18 protein-coding genes are annotated in these 19,871 nt (G+C 67.7%); 3 read left to right on the forward strand and 15 right to left on the reverse strand.

What is annotated here, in order from left to right:
• Nucleotides 1-112 precede the first annotated feature (112 nt).
• From HAV22_RS14290 to HAV22_RS14300, 3 genes are all read left to right on the forward strand, one after another.
• Complete coding sequence (locus HAV22_RS14290; protein ID WP_166859759.1) at nt 113-349, forward strand: hypothetical protein; 237 nt, start codon at nt 113-115, stop codon at nt 347-349.
• 180 nt (nt 350-529) lie between these two features.
• Nucleotides 530-3,262: a M16 family metallopeptidase gene (locus HAV22_RS14295; RefSeq protein WP_166859760.1), complete on the forward strand. Its 2,733-nt coding sequence runs from the start codon at nt 530-532 to the stop codon at nt 3,260-3,262.
• A gap of 149 nt (nt 3,263-3,411) precedes the next feature.
• Nucleotides 3,412-4,194 (forward strand): SDR family oxidoreductase, encoded by a 783-nt coding sequence (locus HAV22_RS14300; RefSeq protein ID WP_229421236.1) that lies wholly within the window; start codon nt 3,412-3,414, stop codon nt 4,192-4,194.
• A 327-nt stretch (nt 4,195-4,521) separates the two neighbouring features.
• Here HAV22_RS14300 and HAV22_RS14305 read toward each other — a convergent pair whose 3' ends face one another.
• From HAV22_RS14305 to HAV22_RS14375, 15 genes are all read right to left on the reverse strand, one after another.
• Nucleotides 4,522-4,782 carry a hypothetical protein gene (locus HAV22_RS14305; protein ID WP_308789217.1) on the reverse strand — a complete coding sequence of 87 codons (261 nt, stop codon included), beginning with the start codon at nt 4,780-4,782 and terminating at the stop codon, nt 4,522-4,524.
• A gap of 23 nt (nt 4,783-4,805) precedes the next feature.
• Nucleotides 4,806-5,546: a GntR family transcriptional regulator gene (locus HAV22_RS14310; RefSeq protein ID WP_166859762.1), complete on the reverse strand. Its 741-nt coding sequence runs from the start codon at nt 5,544-5,546 to the stop codon at nt 4,806-4,808.
• Between the two features lie 130 nt (nt 5,547-5,676).
• The gene (locus HAV22_RS14315; protein ID WP_166859763.1) at nt 5,677-6,165 is read right to left on the reverse strand and encodes a YybH family protein; all 489 of its coding nucleotides are present in this window, start codon (nt 6,163-6,165) and stop codon (nt 5,677-5,679) included.
• Between the two features lie 21 nt (nt 6,166-6,186).
• A complete protein-coding gene (locus tag HAV22_RS14320; RefSeq protein WP_166859764.1) occupies nt 6,187-7,254 on the reverse strand; it encodes a flavodoxin family protein in 1,068 nt (355 codons plus the stop codon).
• A gap of 143 nt (nt 7,255-7,397) precedes the next feature.
• Entirely contained in the window at nt 7,398-8,696 is a 1,299-nt protein-coding gene (locus HAV22_RS14325; RefSeq protein WP_166859765.1) for a tol-pal system YbgF family protein, read from the reverse strand.
• 199 nt (nt 8,697-8,895) lie between these two features.
• Nucleotides 8,896-10,380 (reverse strand): beta-N-acetylhexosaminidase, encoded by a 1,485-nt coding sequence (gene nagZ, locus HAV22_RS14330; RefSeq protein ID WP_229421237.1) that lies wholly within the window; start codon nt 10,378-10,380, stop codon nt 8,896-8,898.
• Nucleotides 10,381-10,388: 8 nt separating this feature from the next.
• Nucleotides 10,389-11,399, reverse strand: coding sequence for an SIS domain-containing protein (locus HAV22_RS14335; protein WP_208296208.1), 1,011 nt, complete (start codon nt 11,397-11,399; stop codon nt 10,389-10,391).
• Complete coding sequence (gene nagA / locus HAV22_RS14340; RefSeq protein ID WP_229421238.1) at nt 11,392-12,501, reverse strand: N-acetylglucosamine-6-phosphate deacetylase; 1,110 nt, start codon at nt 12,499-12,501, stop codon at nt 11,392-11,394. The genes HAV22_RS14335 and nagA overlap by 8 nt, the downstream gene beginning before the upstream one ends.
• A gap of 11 nt (nt 12,502-12,512) precedes the next feature.
• Entirely contained in the window at nt 12,513-13,388 is an 876-nt protein-coding gene (locus HAV22_RS14345; protein ID WP_166859767.1) for a glucosamine kinase nucleotide-binding domain-containing protein, read from the reverse strand.
• Between the two features lie 65 nt (nt 13,389-13,453).
• Entirely contained in the window at nt 13,454-14,584 is a 1,131-nt protein-coding gene (locus HAV22_RS14350; protein WP_166859768.1) for an AI-2E family transporter, read from the reverse strand.
• Nucleotides 14,581-15,453 (reverse strand): protease HtpX, encoded by an 873-nt coding sequence (gene htpX, locus HAV22_RS14355; RefSeq protein WP_166859769.1) that lies wholly within the window; start codon nt 15,451-15,453, stop codon nt 14,581-14,583. The genes HAV22_RS14350 and htpX overlap by 4 nt, the downstream gene beginning before the upstream one ends.
• A 124-nt stretch (nt 15,454-15,577) precedes the next feature.
• Nucleotides 15,578-15,988: a GFA family protein gene (locus HAV22_RS14360; protein WP_166859770.1), complete on the reverse strand. Its 411-nt coding sequence runs from the start codon at nt 15,986-15,988 to the stop codon at nt 15,578-15,580.
• On the reverse strand, nt 15,985-17,961 hold the full coding sequence (locus HAV22_RS14365; RefSeq protein ID WP_166859771.1) for a CocE/NonD family hydrolase: 1,977 nt from the start codon (nt 17,959-17,961) through the stop codon (nt 15,985-15,987). The genes HAV22_RS14360 and HAV22_RS14365 overlap by 4 nt, the downstream gene beginning before the upstream one ends.
• Nucleotides 17,962-18,033: 72 nt before the next feature.
• Nucleotides 18,034-18,417, reverse strand: coding sequence for a hypothetical protein (locus HAV22_RS14370; protein WP_166859772.1), 384 nt, complete (start codon nt 18,415-18,417; stop codon nt 18,034-18,036).
• A gap of 14 nt (nt 18,418-18,431) precedes the next feature.
• Entirely contained in the window at nt 18,432-19,793 is a 1,362-nt protein-coding gene (locus tag HAV22_RS14375; protein WP_166859773.1) for a GIN domain-containing protein, read from the reverse strand.
• Between the last annotated feature and the right edge of the window lie 78 nt (nt 19,794-19,871).

Raw genomic sequence — 19,871 nt, forward strand, 5'->3', positions numbered from 1 at the left:
GTCGAAAGCGGGCAGTCGAGTTAGGTCTTCTACCGGCCAGAAACGGACCGCAAAGGAGAATTTGATTTCATCCGATCAGTCACGCCAACTTGTTTCAGCAAGGCTTACTCGAATGAAACACGAAACCGTGAATTGGTATATCGTCAACATTTTGGCTAGGTTATTTGGCTGCATGGCACTGTTTGCCGCCTTCGCATTCGGGCTGACAGCAGCGCTTCAATTCGCAGGCGCAAGCCTCGCCACCCCAGAAATCAGCCCCTTGGGAAATTTTGTTGGCGCTGTTTTTTGCTTAGTACTTGCTGTGATGTTTTTAACAGCAAGTCCTTACAGCCGGACCTCAAGCGACTGATGCAATCCGTTCCCCAAGCTTTGTCGTGAACTTTATTGTTCGTCCACAGTGATGCCCCGCCCGAGAATGTCCATCAGGTAAGCCTAGCCTAAGTCACCGTCTGTTACCATGTCCCGCGGTCGCGCCCGGCCCCGGGGCCGTGGAGCGTCCCGATAACGTGAACCTTACGGACGGAGTGACATGAGCTTGACGTTTTTCCAGCGCGGCGTGGCCGCCTATGCGGTCGTTGGCGGCCTCACTTTCATCGCGGCCGGCAGCGCCCTGGCCTTCGACCTGCCCAAGGGCGTCGTGCAGGGGCCGTCCGTGGAAGGCATCACGGAATACCGGCTGCCGAACGGGCTCAAGGTGCTGCTGTTCCCCGATTCGTCGCGTCCCACCGTCACCGTCAACGTCACGTACCTCGTCGGCTCGCGCCACGAGAACTACGGCGAGACGGGCATGGCCCACCTGCTGGAACACATGATGTTCAAGGGCAGCCCGAAGCATCCGGACATCACGCGCCAGTTCCAGGACCGCGGCATGCAATTCAACGGCACGACGTCGCTCGATCGCACGAATTACTACGAAGTGTTCCAGGCGTCCGACGACAATCTGCAGTGGGCGCTTGCGATGGAAGCGGACCGCATGACGCATTCCAATATCGCGAAAAAGGATCTCGATTCGGAAATGACGGTCGTGCGCAACGAGTACGAAAATGGCGAGAATTCGCCGGGCGCCGTGCTGTCCAAGCGCATGCAAAGCGTCGCATACGACTGGCACGCGTACGGCCGTGCGACGATCGGCAATAAAAGCGATATCGAAAACGTCGGCATCGCGAACCTGCAGAATTTCTATCACACCTATTACCAGCCGGATAATGCCGTGCTGCTCGTCGCGGGCAAGTTCGATCCCGCGAAGACACTGCTGTCGATTAACCGGCTGTTCGGCGTCATCCCGAAACCCAAGCGCACGTTGCCGGAATTCTGGACCGTCGAACCGACGCAGGACGGCGAGCGCACGTTCACCGTGCGGCGCAAGGGCGACGTGCAGATCGTCGAGCTCGGCTACAAGGTGCCGTCCGGCCTGCACGACGACAGCGACGCGCTGAGCTTCGCCTCGACCATCCTCGGCGACGCGCCGACGGGCCGCCTGCACAAGCTGCTCGTGGAGTCGGGGCAGGCGAGCCAGGTGTTCGCCTACGGGCAGACCGGCTATGCGCCGGGCCTGCAATACGTTGGCGCCGTCGTCAAGAAGGACGCGCCGCTCGAACCTGTGCGCGCGGCGCTCACAAAGGCCGTCGAGGAATTCGCCCAGCATCCGCCGACGCCGGAAGAAATGGAGCGCACGAAGCGCAGCTTCCTGAACGAATTCGAGCGCAGCCTCAACGACCCGCAGCAGGTGGGCCTCGCGCTGTCGGAAGTGATCGCATTGGGCGACTGGCGCCTGTTCTTCGTCGGGCGCGACCGCGTCAACAAGATCACGTCGGCCGAGGTCGCCGCGGCGGCGGGCCGGTACTTCAAGCGCGATAACCGCGTCACGGGCGAATTCATTCCCGACGATCATCCGGAACGCGCCGTCGTCCCGCCCGCGCCCAGCGTGCAAAGCGTGCTGAAGGATTTCAAGCCGCAGGCATCGACATTGACGGCCGAGGACTTCGACCCGAGCCAGGCCAACATCATGAAGCGCACGACGTTGACGACGGCCGGCGGCGTGAAGCTGGCGCTGCTGGCGAAAAAGAACCGCGGCCAGACCGTCACCGTCGACCTGCGCCAGCACATCGGCGATGAACAGAACCTGTTCGGCAAGGGCGCGCTGCCGGGCCTCACGGCCGCGATGCTGATGCGGGGCACGTCGAAATACGATCGCGTGCAACTGGCCGACGCATTCGACAAGCTCAAGATTTCCGGCAGCCTCACGCATTTCCAGACGACGCGCGAGCACTTGCCCGAAGCGCTGAAGCTGGTCGCCCACGTCCTCCGTGAAGCCACGTTCCCCGCCAGCGAATTCGAGCAGCTGCGCCAGCAGTCGATCGTCGGGCTGGAATCGAGCCGCAGCGAGCCGACCAGCGTCGCGTCGCGCGCGCTGAATGAGCATTTTGACATCTATCCGAAGGGTGATGTCCGCCACGAAACCACCCTCGACGAAGACCTGGCCGACCTCAAGGCCGCCACTGTCGACCAGGTCAAGGCCTTCCACCGCGACTACTACGGCACGGTGCCGGCCGAGATGGCCATCGTCGGCGACTTCGACGCGCAGGCGATCGAACCCCTCGTCGATCAATTGTTCGGCCAGTGGAAAGCGCCGATGCATGTGGCGCCCGTGCTGCGCAAGAATGGCGACATCGCGCCGATCCACGAATTCCTCAACACGCCGGACAAGGAAAACGGATATTACGCGGCGCGCATCAATGTCGACCTGAACGTCGAGGATCCGGACTATCCGGCGCTGATGCTGGCCGATTACATCTTCGGCGGGGGCGGGCTGCGCTCGCGCCTGATGGACCGCGTGCGCCAGAAGGACGGCTTGTCGTATGGCGTCGGCTCGAACCTGGCGGCCGGTGACCTCGACCGTGCCGGCATGTTCGCGATCAATGCCATCGCCGCGCCGCAAAACCTGGCCAAGGTCGACGCGGCCGTGCGCGCGGAACTCATGCGCGCGCTCAAGGATGGCTTTACTGCGGCGGAACTCGCCGGCGCGAAGTCGGGTCTGATGCAACAACGGATCCAGAATCGCGCGGACGACGGCGCGCTGGCGGCAGGCTGGACGTCGTACCTGTACCGGGGCCGCACGTTCGAATGGTCGGCCGAGTTCGAAAAACGCCTGATGGCCGTTACCTTGCCCCAGTTGAACGCGGCGTTCCGCAAGGCTGTCGACCCGGCGAAGATGTCCGTCGTCATGGCCGGCGACAAGGGAAAGGTGAAAGCTGCACCCTGATTGCAACACTCGGCCGTTCATAACGGCCTGACGTGCTGAGAAACTTGGTCAATGCCCGTGACGGGCGCTATCATGTTGCTTCAACGCAGTATTTCTCGCAGGAAGCGAAGATTGCGTCAAGCCATTGTAAAGGAAGCATGATGAAGGGCATGACCAAGCAGACACCGAGCGGCATCTCGTATGCAGGCAAGGTTGTGCTGGTAACGGGTGGCGCCAGCGGCATCGGCCGCGCGATGGCGCTCGCATTCGGGCGCGCGGGCGCCTGCGTCGTCATCGCCGACACGGCCGTCGACGGTGGCCACATGACGGCGGCGCTGATCGTCGAGGCGGGCGGCAAGGCGCTGTTCGTGAAGGCGAATGTCACGGTCGCGGCGGACGTCGAGTCGCTGGTCGAGAAGGCCGTCGGTCACTACGGCCGCATCGACTGCGCCGTGAACGGCGCGGCCGTCGAAGAGGAATGCCTGCCGCTGGCCGAGGGCGACGACGACCAGTTCGACCGCATCATGGGCGTCAACGTCAAGGGCGTGTGGCTGTGCATGAAGAGCCAGCTGCGCCAGATGCTCAAGCAGGAAGGCGGGGGCGTGATCGTCAACATCGCCGATGCCGGCGGCCTCGTGGCTGCGCCGCACCGCGCGATCTATTCCGCGTCCAAGCACGCCGTGGTCGGCCTGACGAAGAGCGCGGCCGTGGAATACGCGAAGGAGGGCATCCGCATCAACAGCATCTGCCCTGGCGCCGTGAAGACGCCGATGCTCGCGCGCGCGCTCGAGCGCGAGCCGGGGCGTGACAAGAAGCTCAAGTCGGCGCACCCGATGGGGCGCATCGCCGACCCGTCCGAGATCGCCAGCGCGGCGTTGTGGTTGTGCTCGGAGCAGGCGTCGTTCGTGACGGGCCACCAGCTCGCCATCGATGGCGGGCTGACGGCGATCTGAGGACGCGTCCCCGCGACGGTATGCGTGACGCGAACGTCACGCGTGGGCGGAGGCCGCCCACCCTACGATGATCGTGCCGTAGGGTGGGCACCCCGTGCCCACGCGAACGTTTGCGTGATGATCGTGCCGTAGGGTGGGCACCCCGTGCCCACGCGAACGTTTGCGTGATGATCGTGCCGTAGGGTGGGCATCCCGTGCCCACGCGAACGTTTGCGTGATGATCGTGCCGTAGGGTAGGCACCCCGTGCCCACGCGAACGTTTGCGTGATGCGAGCGTCCGCGTGGGCGGAGGCCGCCCACCCAACGACCGACAAGGCCTGTCCTTCGTTATTTCCGCTTCCGGCTCGTCGCCCGTTGCTGCTTCGCCTGCGTCCCGACACGCGCCTGGCGCGCCTTGTACAGCGCCACCGCATCCTCGCGCGCGCGCGTGAGCGTGCGCATCTCGGCATGGTCGTCGTGCGGCGAAAAATACTCGGCGGCTTGCGCGTCGACGACGAGCTTGATGGCGGTGGCGTCGTCGAGGTCGTAGAGTTCCGTCAGCAGCGTGGCGACTTCGTCCAGGTAGGCTTCGTAGGTCAGGTTGGTCATGGCAATGTTGTTGTTAAAGTGAATCAGCCGGCGCTCAGCTCGGCCACGAAGTCGTACATGTCGCCGCGGAAGTAGGAGCGGCAGAATTCCACGGCCTGGCCGTCGGGCAGGAAGCCCAGCCGTTCCACGCACAGGCCCGCATCGCCTTCCTTCGATTGCAGCAGCTTTGCCTGCTCGGCGTTCAGCAGCAGCGCGGACAGGCGCTGCAGCGCGCGCACGGGCCGTTTGCCGTTCGCTTCCAGCGCTTCGTACATCGACACGTCGACGGCATCCAGCGAGGGCAGGGCGGAGGCGGCGATGGTCGCGTACTCGAGGCACATTGGCATGTCGTCGGCGTAGCGGATGCGGTTGAAGCGGTAGACGGCGGCGCCCGGCGAGAGACCGAGGCGCAGCGCTTCTTCCGGCGTCACCTGGCCTTCCGACCGTTTCAGCCACACGCTGCGCGGCGTGCGTCCGCGCGAGCGCATGTCTTCCGAGAACGACGTCAGCTTGGCGAAATTCTTTTCGATGCGCGTGTTGATGAAGTTGCCGGACCCGGCGCGGCGCACGAGCAGGCCTTCCTCGACGAGACCGTCGATGGCCTTGCGCACGGTGATGCGCGAGATGTCCAGCTCGGCCGCCAACTGGCGCTCGGCCGGCAGGGCTTCCGCCGGACCGTAGATGCCGCGCTCGATCGCGTCGCGCAACGCGCGCTGCAATTGCTGGTACAACGGCAGGTTGCTGGTGGCGGAGAGTTGGTGCATCAACTGCGCGAGGTCGGACATGCGGCGGGCCTGAAGGCGAACGATGCCGCGATAGTACCAAAACGGCGCCAGAACGGCGCCAAAAAAGTGCCAAAATGTGCCGGCACAAGACCGCCGGCGGCCACTCCCGCTACTGTTGACAGCCGCCAGGCTACCGCTGCACCTGCGTATTTGATGCGTGAAGATGCTTGATGAGCCATCCGTTGGGCGACCTGACCACGACGAGCGTGCGTCGCGCGATGCGCTCCTTGTTCTCCAGCTCGAACGTCACCAACGCGGCGTTCTCCGACAGCATGACGATGGCGAGTCTTTCCGGCGGCAGGTGGTGGTACGGCGGTTTCTTAGCGTCGGAGCTCTTGCGTATCGACGAGAACACCAGCGCGAAGTGCTCGCGTATCGCCTCTTTGCCGTCAAATCGGTCGGGCGGTTCCGGGATCGGGAAGAAAACACTTGCGTCGGGCGCGAAGCAGTCCATGAACGCGTCGAGATCCAGGTCCTCGAACGACTTGAGAAAGCGGGACGTGAAGCGCTGCACTGACTGTCGCTGTTCGTCGGCGATGGCGTGCGGAGACGGCTGAGCCGTCGTGATGCATGGCTGGCTCGACAGCGCGATCGCAACGGCGACAATCATGCTTTTCATCCGGCGCCCCTCCCGGCGACGTCATTTCGGCCGCGGATTGACGAGCTTGCGGTCGGGCTGCACCAGCTTGCCTGCGCGCACGGCCGCGACGGCGCCCGACACGGCGCGGGCGACGTTGCGTACCTCGTCCTGGAACGCCGTGTCCTTGTCCAGCGCGTCATGGCTGTCCGCATAGGATTCGTAATAGCCGACGTAGCGGTCGAGCTGGGCGGCGGGGCCCGCGTCGACGAGGCCCATCCAGTCGAGCCAATCGCACAGCGAGCGCCGCGTCGATTCGATGCCGGCCACGTCGCCATGCACGACGACGCCGTAGATGCGGCCGGCCAGGTGTTTCGGATAATGCCAGTGTTCCTCCAGCGCCTTCGCTTCCTCCGCCTTCTTGCCGTGCGTGGACGTCGGATCGGGATTGCCGCCGTCCGCGCACACGAGCCGGTCGATCATCAGCTTCAGTATCGCGGGCGACTGGTACCAGTAGACGGGCGTCAGGATGATGATCCCGTGCGCGGCCACCCAGCGCTCGTAGATCTCGTTCATCCAGTCGTTTTCCTGGTTCAGCGAGTGGTTCGGGTAGCAGCTGCACGGCCAGTGGCACAGCGGCATCGCCGTCGACACGCACGCCTTGCAGGGGTGGATGTGGCGGTCGTAGTCGGAGATGATGCGCGACAGGTCGAGCAGGTCCGTCTCGATACCCTCGGCCGCCAGCACGTCTTCGCACAACCTGGCGAGGCGCCACGTCTTCGAGATTTCGCCGGGGCAGCTGCCGTCGTTGCGCGCCGCGCCATTGATCACGAGCACGCGGCTGCGCGTGGCCGGGTCCTTCTGATGTGCCTCGGCGGCCAGCAGCCGGTCGTGCGCCTCTTTCCATTCGACGGACAGGTCGTAGTCGGGATCGGCGAAGCCGGGGCCCGCCTTCACGGTGACGGGCGCCTTGTGCGAATCGACGTAGGCCTGCCACGCGACTTCCTCGACGGCCGCCAGTTCCCGCGCGACGGCCTGGTAGGCAGGGTCATAGAAGTCGCGCGTGAACACGAGGTGGAATTCGTCGCGGTTCAGTTTCGCGGGAGCCTGTCCCTTGCGTACGGTCGTCATGGCCGGCCCTTTCTGGAAGCGTTACGGCGATTATCGGCCGCGGACTCGGCGCCGCCCGTACGGCAATTAACACAGACGAAAAAAAGCGGCGCGAACCGGAGTGCGCGCCGCCTTCTGGCCGGGGAAGCCCGGCGGGGTAGTGATTACTTGGCCGCCGTGGCGCCCGTCGGGTGGTTCAGCAGCAGGATCCAGTACTTGGCCGTGTCCGACAAACCGCCGCCCGCCTTCACTTCCTGGAAGGTCGCGATGGCCTTGTCCTTCTGGCCAGCCTTCGCGTAAGCCATGCCCAGGCGCAGCTTCGCCTCGTCCGGCGACTTCAAGCTGCCCTTGGCGATACCTTGCTGGATGAAGCCGATGCCCTTGTCGTACTGGTCCATCGTGACGTACGCCCAGCCCAGGTTGACGAGGCCGGCGCCGGTCTTGGCCTTGGCGGCACCCGCTTCGCCCGCGGCGATGTTCTTGGCGTCGCTTGCCGCTTCCTTCGTGGCGCGGTCGCGCAGCTGGCGGTCCTTGGCGGCGCCGCTGCCGGTGCCCAGCACGCCGGCCGCGAAGCCCGCGTCGACGACTTTCTTCGCCTCGGTCGGGAAGCCGTCCTTCATGGCCAGCTCGGCCAGTTCCGTGTACGCGTCGGACGACATCTGCTTGACGGCGGCGAATTGCAGGCGCAGCACGTCGGGGATGCTGGCGTCCTGGAAGCCCGGCTTGCGCACGATGCCGCGGCTGATCAGGTCGGTCCAGAAATCGTCGTTCGGATAGTAGGCGACCAGTTGTTCCAGGCCGCGCAGGTAGGCGGCGTCATTCTTGACCTTGTTCGCGGCCGACGCGTACAGGCGCAGGTCTTCCTGCGACGGCGTCTTACCGGCCTGTTCCGCGGCCTGCAGCACCGGCTCCTGGGCCTTCAGTGCCGTCGCGTAGTCGCCGCTCAGGTAGTAGGAACGGATCAGCGCGGAGTTGACCTGGTCGGAGGCCTGACCGCTGGCCTGGATCTGCTTGTACAGCTCGATCGCCTTCGGATAGTTCTTGGCGTTGTAGTACATCGTGGCCAGCGCCTGCGTGAAGTTGGCCTTGTCCGCTTCCGGCAGCTTGCCCGACGCGAGGATCGCTTCCAGCGCGCTCGTTGCCATCTGGTCGTTGCCCGTCGACGAACCCAGCGACAACTTCATGCGGTTCAGCACATAGGTTTCGTACGGGGTCTTGTCCGGGAAAGCCTCGGCCTGCGTGATGCGGTTCTGCACTTCCGTGTAGTTCTTCGCTTCCATCAGCGGCTTGATCTGGGCCGGGTCGAGCAGCTTGTACAGATCGGGGCGGACCGAGTCGGGCTTCGGCGCGGGGGCCGGCGCATTCTTGTCCTGCGCCGACGCGCTGTGCATCAGGGCCGGCGCCGCGTTCAGGCCAAGGGCGGCCAGCATCATGGCAAGGCGGGCGAAACGGAATTGGGACATTGAAAAATCCTCTCTTAATGACGATAAAGTTGCACCGCCGAATGGCGTGAAATACATATGGCGACGGTGCCGGATGCCGATCTCGGACAAAGCGTGCATTGTCCCACAAACTGTTGACGGACGTGGCAATTGTGCCCCAGCCGTGCGGCGTCCGTATGCGGCGTTACATGTCGTTACCCGCCGTGGCTACACGCGTTCGTCAGAAGCCCGGCACAGGGCAGCGGCCCGTCGCCTCGATGTCACCGGCCAGCCAGGCGCGCACGGCGTCCAGCGCGGGCGGCGCGAAGCCGTACGTCAGCAGCGCGGGCGCCGCGAAGTCGAGGGCCTGGTACGGGTTCCACAGCGCGAGGTGCAGGTCCGGTGTCCACGTCGCGCGGGCATGCGGGCCGTAGCGGCGGCGCGAAGTCGATGCGAGGATCGTGAAGCGCCCGTCGTCGGGCAGCGCGCCCCAGTCGAACGTTTCCGCGTCGGCGAACGTCACGAGCTCGACGTCGAACAGCTGTCCCAGCATCGCCGCGATGGCGCCGGCCGGCACCCCGGCTTCCGACACGCCGTCGCTGACGACGTCCTGGCGCGCCACGAGGCGCACCTTGGCGCGCGGCGCGGGACGCTGCGGATTGCCGCGTGCCGTCAGCGCCCGGCGCCACGCCTGCGCCATCAGCGCGCGGTCGGCGGCGTCCGTGGTGGTCGGCACCGCGCCGGCCGGATGCGCACGCGCGAGACGGTCGAGGCGTTCGAGACGGGCATGGACGCCTTCCAGCGGCAGGCGGCCGTCCGCGATGGCGGCGGCGATCGCATCGACCGTCTCTTCCTGCGTGTCCCGGTTGCCGATGGCCATGACCATGTCGGCGCCCGCGACCAGCGCGTTCACGGCCGCGTCGCCCGCGCGGTAGCGGTGCGCGATCGCGTGCATGTCCATGCCGTCCGTGATGATCACGCCTTCGTAACCCCATTGCGTGCGCAGCAGGTCGGATAGGATCGCGCGCGACATCGTGGCCGGATGGTCCGCGTCGAGCGCCGGATACACGATGTGCGCCGTCATCACCGCGGGCGCATGCGGCGCCGCCGTGCGGAACGGCGCGAATTCGAAGCGCTCCAGCTCCGACAAGGGTTTGTCCACGGTGGGCAGGTCGCGGTGCGAGTCGACGTGCGTGTCGCCGTGGCCGGGGAAGTGCTTCACGCAGCACGCCACGCCTTCGCTCTCGCTGCCGGCCATCCACGCGAGCGCCAGCGCCGTTGCTTGGTCCGGATCGGCGCCGAACGAGCGCTCGGCGATGACCGGATTCTGCGGATTGTTGTTCAGGTCGAGCACGGGCGCGAAGTTCCAGTTGAAGCCCATCGCCCGGATCGCGCGCGCGACGGCCGCGCCCACGTCGCGCGCGAGGGCCGCATCGCCCGCGGCCCCCAGCGCCATCGCGGACGGGGGCGGCGGCACCCACAGCGCGCGCACGACGGCGCCGCCTTCCTGGTCGAGCGCGATCAGTACGTCGTCACCCATCACGTCTTTCAGGTCGCCCGTGAAGCGTGTCAGCTGCGCCGCGTCCGTCATGTTCTGGCGGAACAGGCACGCGCCGCGGATGCGGTTGGCGCGGATGAAATCGGCGGTGGCCGCATCGAGTTCCGTGCCGAACAGGCGGATCATCATCAGCCGGCCGGCGAGTCGGCGTAGGTCGTTCGTGTGCATCAGTGTGCTCAGTGTGTTCTTGTGACTTTGTTCAGGTGACGCGGCTTGTCCGGATCGAGCCCGCGCGCCTCCGACAGGTGCGCCGCCATCACGTAGAACGCGGCGATCGCGACGATCGGGTCGAGGTCGGGGCATGCGGCGACCGGGAGCTCGAGGTCGCGCGACGGCACGTCCGCCGGTGCCGCCAGCAGCACGCGCGCGCCGCGGCCGCGCATCTCGTCGGCCAGCGCGACGAGGCCCGCCTGCGCGGGGCCGCGCGTGGCGAAGATCAGCAGCGGATAGCCTTCGTCGATCAAGGCCATCGGGCCGTGCTTGATCTCGGCGCCGGAAAACGCCTCGGCCTGCAGCGCGGACGTCTCCTTGAATTTCAGCGCCGCTTCCAGCGCGATGGGGAAGCTGATGCCGCGGCCCACGACCATGATGTTGCGCGCCGGCGTCAGTACCTCGAGCGCGGCCGACCAGTCGGTCTGCGCCGCGCGGCGCAGCGCGTCGGGCAGGGCGGCGAGGCCCGCTTTCAATTCGTCGTCCTGCTGCCATTCGGCGACGAGGCGCGCGCCCGCCGTCAGGCTCGCGATGAAGCTCTTCGTCGCGGCCACGCTCTGCTCTTTCCCGGCGCGCAGCGGCAGCGCCCATTCCGCTTCGTGCGCCAGCGGCGAATCGATGTCGTTCACGAGCGCCACCGTCGTCGCCCCGCCGGCGCGGAAGTAATGGATCGGTTCGACGACGTCCGGGCTCTGGCCCGACTGCGAGACCGATACGGCAAGCAGGCCGGCCGCCTGCAGCGGCGCCTTGTACAACGTGACGAGCGACATCGGCAGCGACGTCACGAGGCGGCCCATGCGCGCCATGATCAGGTAGGCGAGGTAGCTCGATGCGTGGTCGGAACTGCCGCGCGCCACCGTCACCGCGTTGTGGAAGGCCGTGCTGCGCAGGTGGTGGCCCAGCGCCGCGTAGCGGTCGGCGTCGTTCGCCAGTTGCAGGGCGACGCAGTCGGCCGCGGACACGGCTTCTTCAAGCATCAGCGAGGTCACGCGCTTCTCCTTCGATATAAACGGTTTTCAGTTCGAGGTCGCGGTCGAGCACGACGACGTCGGCGAAACAGCCCGGCGCGAGGCGGCCGCGGCGCGTCTCGCCCAGGTAGTCGGCCGCGTTCGTCGACACGCGCCGCGCGGCGTCGGCCAGGTCGAGGCCGATCGAGACGAGGTTGCGCAGCGCCTGGTCCATCGTCAGGGTGCTGCCGGCCAGGGTGCCGTCCGCGAGGCGCACGCCGCCCATGCATTTGTGGACGACCTGGCGGCCCAGCATGTACTGGCCGTCCGGCATGCCGGCGGCCGCGGTGGAATCCGTCACGCAGTACAGGTTCGGGATGCAGCGCAGCGCCGTGCGGATCGCGCCCGGGTGCACGTGCAGCAGGTCGGGGATGATCTCCGCGTACTGCGCATGCGCGAGGGCGGCGCCCACCATGCCGGGATCGCGGTGGTGCAGGCCCGGCATCGCGTTGAACAGGTGCGTGAAGCCGGCCGCGCCTTGTTCCAGCGCGCGCACGCCGTCGTCGTAGCTGCCGTTCGTGTGGCCGATCTGCACGCGGATGCCGGCGTCCGTCATCTGGCGCACGAGCGCGAGGTGGCCGTCGATCTCGGGCGCGACGGTGATGAGGCGCATCGGTGCCTGCGCGTGGAAGCGCTCGACTTCCGCCATCGTCGCCTCGCGCGCGAACGGCGGCTGCGCCCCGAGCTTGCCCGAATTGATGTACGGGCCTTCGAGGTGCACGCCGAGGATGCGCGCCTCGCCCTTGCCGCGCTGTTCGCACGCCGTGCCGATGGCGGCGAGGGCCCGGTCGATGTCGTCGAGCGGTGCGGTCATCGTCGTGGCCAGGAGGCTCGTCGTGCCGTGCTTCGCGTGCAGCCGGGCGATCACGTGCGGCGCGTCGCCGCCTTCCATCATGTCGCGGCCCGCGCCGCCGTGCACGTGCAGGTCGATGAAGCCGGGGAGGATGTAGTCGTCCGTATTCGATGCCGGGTCGGCCGTGTCGCCTTCGATGGCGGCGATGGTTGCGGCGCCGTCGTCGATGACGAGGCGCCCGCGGATCCAGCCGTCCGGGGTCAGGATATTGCCTTGCATGGTAGGTCCTTTCATGCCGCGACGTGCAGTTCGATCAGGCGGAGTGCGCCGCGCGCCGAATCGCCTTCGGGCGCGCGGGCGCGGGCCGCGAGCGCGGGCGGGAGCCAGTCGCGCAGCGCGGCACCCAGCCCGCCGCACAGTGCCAGCGGGAGACTGCCGTCCGGGTCGAGCGCACGCGCGATGGCGGCCGCTTCCTCGCCGGCCTTCGTCAGGATGGCGCGCGCGGCCGGGGCGTCCGCGTGCTTCAGGACGAGCGGCGCCAGCGTGGCGTATGCCGTCTGCGTGGCCCGGCCGAGCCAGACCTGGATGGCGGCGCGGTGGCCGCCGCACGCGTCGATCACGTCGGCCGCGAACGCGCTGTGCGCGCGCCGTCCGTCCAGCACCTGCTCGATGTGATTGATGGCCGCGAGGCCGATCCAGCCGCCGCTCGCTTCATCGCCGGCGGGGAAGCCCCAGCCGCCGACTTCGCGCCGCGTACCGTCGGGCAGCAGCACTTCGCCCACGCTGCCCGTGCCGATGGCGACGATGGCGCCGGGGCGGCCGCCGTGCGCGCCGAGCAGGGTCGTGAACGCGTCCGTTTCGAGCCGCAGCGCGGCGTAGCCGGGATCGGCGTCCACGAATTCCTGCGCCCACTGGCGGTTGTGCACGCCGGCGAGGCCCAGGCCGATCGCGATGCGGGCAGGGGAAGGTGGTTCGATGCCGGCCGTAGCGAAGCCGTTGGCGATGGCGTCCTGCACGGCAGCCCAGGCGCGGGCGATGCCGAGGCCCAGGCCGGACGGACCGCTGGCGCCCTGCGCCAGTTCGACGCCGCCGCCGGAAGACAAGCGTGCGATACGCACGCGGGTGCCGGTGCCGCCGCCGTCGACGCCGATGAGATAGTCGATCATGTTGAGTGCTGTGCCGGGAAGGTCAGGGCACTATAGGCAGCACGGACAGGCTTGTCAACAGGTATTTAAGTGGTATTATCGCGCTGGGCGGGTGGCGGCGGATTGGTCTGGTTTCCGCTCACGGATTCAGCGTCCGTGACGGTATAATTGGTATTAAATGCGGTATTGTCGACATCATCACCGCGCAGCCATTCGAACAGGATCGCCATCATGAACGGCCCCACGAACAGCCCGATCACGCCCAGGGTGGATACGCCGCCGAGGAGGCCGAACAGCACGGCGAGGAACGGCAGGTTGACGCGCCGGCCGATGAGTTTCGGACGGATGAATTTGTCGACCATGAACAGTTCGAACGCGCCCCAGCAGAACAGCCCGAGCGCCGCGCCGGAATGGCCCTGGCCCAGCAGCAGCAGGGAGACGAGCGTGAACGACAGCGGCGCGCCGCCCGGCACGAGCGCCATGTAGCCCGTCAGCACGCCCAGCAGCGCCGGTGCCGGCGCGCCCGCGATGAAATACGCGCCGCCCAGCACGCAGCCTTCGAGGATGGCGACGGAGACGAGGCCCAGCGCCGTGCCGCGCACGGACAGCGGGAACACGCGGCGCAGCATCGGGTACTGGCGCGGCAGCGCGCGCATGCCCGCCGTGTCGACATGGTGGATGGCGGCCGGGCCGTGCAGGTACAGCACGAACAAGGTGAGCAGAGCGAGGAACAGGTACAGGGCGTTGGCCAGGATCGTCGAGCCCCACAGGCGCGCGGCGCCCGTCAAGTGCGGGGCGAAGTCGCCGGCGGCGCTGCCGACGAGGCGGTTCAAGCCGCCGGGGAGGGCGAGGTGGTCGTTCCACCAGGCGATCGCGTGTTGCGCGACGAGGGGCAGCCGTGCGAGCCACACGGGGGCGGGCAGACCCATGTCGTTCGCGCGCGCGAGCAGGCGCTGGACGCCGGCCAGTTCGCCGCCGAGGGTGTTCACGAGCACCAGCGACGGCGCGACGAAACCGAGAATCAGGAGGCCGACGAGGATGGCGGCGCTTGCGGCCGGCGGCCAGCCGCGCGCCTGCAGGCGCACGTGGCCGGGCCAGGTGATGACGGCGAGCAGGCCGGCCCAGGCCAGCGCGCCGAGGAAGTGCTGCAGGAGGACGGCCAGCGCCAGCGCGAAGAGCGCGGGCACCACGAGTCGCGTTGCGCGCCGGTCCGTCATGCGTGCTGCAAGGCCGCGATGCGGTCCTCGCACGAGGGGTGGCTGCTGAACAGCGCGAGCACGCCGCCGCCGGCGATGCCCGACGCGGCCAGGTTCTTCGGCAGGTCGGCGTGGGCGATGCCGTTCAGGCGCTGCAGCGCGGCGATCATCGGACGCGGCGTGCCCATGATCTGCGCCGCGCCGCGGTCGGCGCGGTATTCGCGCTTGCGCGAGAACCACGCGACGATGATGCTGGCCACGAGGCCGAACAGCAGGTCGCACACGACCGACGTGATCGTGAACGCGATGCCGGGGCCGCGTTCCTCGTCGCCGTCGCGGCGCAGGAACTGGTCGACGAAGTACGCGACGACGCGCGCCAGGAAGATCACGAACGTGTTCACGACGCCCTGGATCAAGGTGAGCGTGACCATGTCGCCGTTCGCCACGTGCGCCACTTCGTGCGCCAGCACGGCTTCCACTTCGTCATGCGTCATCGATTGCAGCAGGCCCGTCGACACGGCGACGAGCGACGCGTTCTTCGTCGCGCCCGTGGCGAACGCGTTCGGTGCGCCCTCGTAGATCGCGACTTCCGGCATCGGGATGCCGGCGCGGCCGGCTTGCTTGGCGACGGTGTCGAGCAGCCAGCGCTCGGTAGCGTTGGCCGGCTGCGCGATCACGCGCGCGCCCGTGGTCCACTTGGCGATGGGCTTCGACAGCCACAGCGAAATGAAGGCGCCGCCGAAGCCCATCAGGCCGGCGAAGACGAGCAGGGCGCCCAGGTTCAGGCCCTTGGCCGTCAGGTAGCGGTCGACACCGAGCAGGCTCGCCGTGATGCCCAGCACGAGCATGATGGCGAGGTTGGTGGCAAGGAAAAGCAGGATCCGTTTCATGGTCGTATCTCTCATCGTTAACACAAGAATCGCGGCCCGGCGGGCCGTTGTCAAGGCGAAGGATAGGGCAATGACGAATCTTGAAAAAGCGAAGTATCTGGAAGGATTTCTTCGAAAAAACCGATTATAAGCGATGCGCGTCCGCCGGCGGATGTTCCCAGTCGTCGTCGCGGCCGTTCAGGTACGTCACAGGCAGCGCGGCACGCTCCGCGTCGGGCAGGTCGTCCAGGCAATGCACGCTGATGGCCACGTACTCACCCCAGCGCGGCGACGTGCCGGTGCCGAACGGACGCACGCCGCACGTCGCGCAGAACAGGTGGCGCTCCGTGCGCGTGTTGCAGCGGTATTCGGTGAGCGCGCCGTCGCCCGCCAGCAGCCGGAACGCGGACGTCGGCACGATCGCGGCCCAGTTGCGTTGCTTCGTGCACAGCGAGCAGTTGCAGCGGATCGTGCCGCGCGCCAGGTCGACCTCGGCCGCGAAGCGCACGGCGCCGCAGTGGCAACTGCCGTGCCGCGTGCGCACCGCGGCCGTCATCGCGCGGCCCGCACGAGCGGCAGTTCGACGTAGCTGCTGTGGTAGACGCGCTGCGTGGCCTTCCTGTAGTCGCCCGGCTGGGCGAAGAAGATGTTGGGCACGAACGTCTGCGGATTGCGGTCGTACAGCGGGAACCAGCTCGACTGCACTTGCACCATGATGCGGTGGCCCGGCAGGAACACGTGGTTCGTCGTCGGCAGGCCAAAGCGGTACGCCAGCGGCTTGTTCGGCGCGAGCGCCTTCGGCTTGTCGAAACCTGCGCGGTAGCGGCCGCGGAAGATGTCGCCCGCGACCATCAGCTGGTAGCCGCCCATCGCCGGTTGCGATCCGACCTGGTCCGGGTACACGTCGATCAACTTGACGACCCAGTCCGAGTCGGTGCCGCTCGTCGACGCGACGAGGTGGGCGACCGGTTCGCCGCTGATCTTGAGGGGCGCCGTCAGCACGTCGGAGACGAACGTCGCGACGTCCGTGCGGCCGGACGCTTCGCGCTGGTCGTCGGCGAGCCAGCGCGGCCACGTCTGGCCCTTCGTCTCGTCGTAGCCGTACGGCGGGATCGGGCGCTGGCGGAACGGCACTGGCCTGGCCGGATCGGACACGTATTCGTCGTAGCCCGTCGAATCCGCCGCGCCCCCGAGCACGGCCTTCTGGCCGGCGGCCAGATGCAGTGCGACGGGTTCGATGGCGCAGCCCGCATTTGCCTGACCTTCACAGCCTGCGGGCCACGTTTTCAGGTTGCGCCACTTGTTCGTGCCCGTCTCGAACGCCGTCACCGTGGGAATCGCGGGCACGTTGGCGTCGCCCTTCAGGTAGCGCGCAAGGAACGGTTTCAACACCTGCTGGCGCCAGTACAGGGCCGTGTCGCTGCCGAACTTCAGGGTGCCCAGCGTGCTGCCGTCGCCGATCGCGCCGCCGTGCGACCACGGGCCCAGCGACAGGAATACGTTGTTGCCCGTGTCGTGCGGCTTGACCGCCTTCCACACGGCGATGGCACCGTAGATGTCTTCCGCGTCCCACAGGCTGTGCACGAGCAAGGTGGGCACCGTGACGGGTTCGCCGGCGAGGACGCGGTCCATCGCCTGCTGGCGCCAGAAGTCGTCGTACGCCGGGTGCGCGACGAGCTTGTTCCAGAAGCCGCTCTGTTCCAGTCCGCGCTCGTGCCCCAGCGCGCCCGCGGAACCGGCGCGCATGTACATGTCGTAGTCGTCGTAGTTCGTCGTGGGCCACTTGACCGTGTTGGCGCGCGTGACCACCTGTTCGAGGACGTACGACATATTGATCTGCCGGAAGGCTCCGTTGTGGAACCAGTCGTCGCCCATCCAGCCATCGACCATCGGGTTCATCGGCACGGCGACCTTCAGCGCGGGATGCGGATGCACGAGCGCCATCAGCGGCAGGAAACCGTCGTACGAGATGCCGATGATGCCCACGCGGCCGTTCGTCTCCGGCACGTTTTTCGTCAGCCATTCGATCGTGTCCCAGGTGTCCGTCGAGTGGTCGACCGGCGTGGGGTTCAACGGGCCGTGCAGCGGGCGGTTCATCACGTAGTCGCCTTCCGAGCCGTACTTGCCGCGCACGTCCTGCACGACGCGGATATAGCCTTCCTCGACGATGACGTCGGCGGCGTTGTCGTAGCCGGTCAGGATCGTCTCGAGGTCCGAGCTGTCCGCGTGGCCCACGAGGCTGGACGCATCGTACGGCGTGCGCGTCAGGAGGATCGGCGCGGCCTGCACGCCCTTTGGCACGATGATGATGGTGTTGAGCTTCGTGCCGTCGCGCATGGGGATCATCACCGTGCGCTTCACGTAGTTGAAGCCCGCGTTCGGCGCGGCGAATTCGGCGGGCGTCTCGGATGGGAGGGCTGGATATTGCGGGGCGGGCGGTGCCACCTGCGCGTGCGCGAGGCCGGCGAGCGCCAGCGCGGCGAGAAGTAGCGGCAAGCGCGGCGTGCGGCGGACAGGTAGTGACTTCATCGGGAGGCGTCCTTGGCTGGTCGGGTCGGCCGCTACATTAGCACAAGGACAGGCACGCATCCGCTCATCCGCTCACCCGTTCGCCGTGCGCGGCGCGGTCTGCTCGCACGCCGGCACTTCGCGCAGCCCCGCCTCGAACAGCACGACGCGGCGCGCGCGCGGCACGCCTTCCCACCACGCGAACGGGAAGGTGAGGCGGCGGTCGGCCATGCGTACGAACGCGTCGAAGCCGGGTTGCGTCTCCGCGAGCACGACGGCGTCCTCGAGGTGCGACGCCCGTACTTCGATGCGCATGCCGCCTTCGCCGGGAAAGGCCAGCACGCGGGAGACGTCGTCCCACGGCACGACGACGCCCTTCGTCGCGAAGCGGTCCGGGAACGCGCGGACGGCGGGCAGGGCGCGCGGCACCAGGCGGAGTGTGATGCGGCGCGTCAGGCGGGCGAGGACGGACAGCATGGTACGCTCCGTCGTCACCGGTCCGCGTGCGGTCCGCTGCGGTCGACGAGAAGCAGCTGGCCGCGGCCCACCGTCTTCGCTACGGTGCGGCCGCGGTCGTCGACGTTGACGCTGGCCGTTCCCGGCCCGTGCACGACGATGTCGGCGTGGGTCGCCGTCAGCCCGCGGCCATCCAGGCTGCCGGAGCCGGACAACTGCGCGTCGACTTGCGCCACGGTGCCGTCGATGTGCGCGTCGCCCGGGCCGCTCATGCGCAGCAGCAGGCGCTTGGCCGCAAGATGCGCGTCGATGCCGCCGGAGCCGCGCAGGTCCGCGTCCAGCGTGTCGGACACCTGCGCCAGCGTGACGCCGCCCGGACCGTGGCCGCGCACGGCCGCCTTGTTCGTCCTGAGTTGCGCGGCATCGAGGTCGCCCGAGCCGCCGACCTCCACGGTCAGGTCGCCCACCGTGCCCGCGAGCCTCACGTTGCCCGGTCCGTTCATGCGCAGCTGCGCGGCGCCGGCCTGCAGGCCGCGCACGGCAAGGTCGCCGGAGCCGTCCACTTCCGCGTCGAGCCGGCGCAGATTGCCCGCAATGCATGCCTGGCCGGGGCCGTGCTGCACGCTGTGCGCGCCCTCGACGGCCAGTGCGCAGCCGTCGAAGTCGCCCGCGCCGGACACGTCGAGGTCCAGGTCGCGGCTCGTGCCGGACAACGTGACGCCGCCCGGGCCGCGCATGCGCACCGTCGCCTTGGCGACGCGCAGGCCGTCCGCTTCCAGGTCGCCGGCGCCGCCGCTCTGCACGGCCAGCGTATTGCCCACGCCGGCGAGCCGCACGTCGCCCGGGCCGTTCATCGTGAGATCGACGTCGGCCGCCTTGAGTTGTTTGAGGTCCAGGTCGCCGCTGCCGCTCGTCGCCACCGCGAGCTGGCGCACGGCGCCGCTCGCGCTCACGTCACCCGGGCCCGTGCCGACAAGGGTGAAGCGGTCGCCGCCGAGATGGTCGACCTCGACGTCGCCGCTGCCCGCGTTCGTCAGGCGTTTCAGGCCGGCCGCGCCGATGCGCACGGTGACGGTCTCGTGGCGCTTGCCGAAGTTGAGGAAGAAGCCGTTGCGCTGCACGGGACGCACGACGAGCGTGTCGCCGCGCACGATGGTCTCGACGTCGGCCAGTTGCTTGTGCTCGCCGCTCAGTTCCAGTTCCGGCTGCGCCTGCGCGTCGACGACGACGTGGTACGGCCCCGCCAGCTCGATCGCGCTGAATGCGGCGACAGGGCGCCGTTCCGTTTCGATGGCCGTGCTTGCGTCCTGCGGCCCGGCGTACGAGAGCGGTGCCGTGGCGATGGCGCCGGCCGCGAGCGCGGCGGCGAGGAGGGTGAGCTGGAGGGTGGTCTTCATGGTGTCGTCACGATACGGCATGCACCGCCCGCGCGCAGCCGCCGTTCGACGAACGAGCGAATATGTGGAACAGGCTGC

The organism is Telluria antibiotica, from assembly GCF_011682055.1.
Classification (GTDB): Bacteria; Pseudomonadota; Gammaproteobacteria; order Burkholderiales; family Burkholderiaceae_D; genus Telluria; species Telluria antibiotica.

Coding starts and splice junctions, on each gene's coding strand:
- HAV22_RS14290 (WP_166859759.1), top strand. CDS start 113: ATGAAACACGAAACCGTGAATTGGTATATCGTCAACATTTTGGCTAGG.
- HAV22_RS14295 (WP_166859760.1), top strand. CDS start 530: ATGAGCTTGACGTTTTTCCAGCGCGGCGTGGCCGCCTATGCGGTCGTT.
- HAV22_RS14300 (WP_229421236.1), top strand. CDS start 3,412: ATGACCAAGCAGACACCGAGCGGCATCTCGTATGCAGGCAAGGTTGTG.
- HAV22_RS14305 (WP_308789217.1), bottom strand. CDS start 4,782: ATGACCAACCTGACCTACGAAGCCTACCTGGACGAAGTCGCCACGCTG.
- HAV22_RS14310 (WP_166859762.1), bottom strand. CDS start 5,546: ATGTCCGACCTCGCGCAGTTGATGCACCAACTCTCCGCCACCAGCAAC.
- HAV22_RS14315 (WP_166859763.1), bottom strand. CDS start 6,165: ATGAAAAGCATGATTGTCGCCGTTGCGATCGCGCTGTCGAGCCAGCCA.
- HAV22_RS14320 (WP_166859764.1), bottom strand. CDS start 7,254: ATGACGACCGTACGCAAGGGACAGGCTCCCGCGAAACTGAACCGCGAC.
- HAV22_RS14325 (WP_166859765.1), bottom strand. CDS start 8,696: ATGTCCCAATTCCGTTTCGCCCGCCTTGCCATGATGCTGGCCGCCCTT.
- nagZ (WP_229421237.1), bottom strand. CDS start 10,380: ATGCACACGAACGACCTACGCCGACTCGCCGGCCGGCTGATGATGATC.
- HAV22_RS14335 (WP_208296208.1), bottom strand. CDS start 11,399: ATGCTTGAAGAAGCCGTGTCCGCGGCCGACTGCGTCGCCCTGCAACTG.
- nagA (WP_229421238.1), bottom strand. CDS start 12,501: ATGCAAGGCAATATCCTGACCCCGGACGGCTGGATCCGCGGGCGCCTC.
- HAV22_RS14345 (WP_166859767.1), bottom strand. CDS start 13,388: ATGATCGACTATCTCATCGGCGTCGACGGCGGCGGCACCGGCACCCGC.
- HAV22_RS14350 (WP_166859768.1), bottom strand. CDS start 14,584: ATGACGGACCGGCGCGCAACGCGACTCGTGGTGCCCGCGCTCTTCGCG.
- htpX (WP_166859769.1), bottom strand. CDS start 15,453: ATGAAACGGATCCTGCTTTTCCTTGCCACCAACCTCGCCATCATGCTC.
- HAV22_RS14360 (WP_166859770.1), bottom strand. CDS start 15,988: ATGACGGCCGCGGTGCGCACGCGGCACGGCAGTTGCCACTGCGGCGCC.
- HAV22_RS14365 (WP_166859771.1), bottom strand. CDS start 17,961: ATGAAGTCACTACCTGTCCGCCGCACGCCGCGCTTGCCGCTACTTCTC.
- HAV22_RS14370 (WP_166859772.1), bottom strand. CDS start 18,417: ATGCTGTCCGTCCTCGCCCGCCTGACGCGCCGCATCACACTCCGCCTG.
- HAV22_RS14375 (WP_166859773.1), bottom strand. CDS start 19,793: ATGAAGACCACCCTCCAGCTCACCCTCCTCGCCGCCGCGCTCGCGGCC.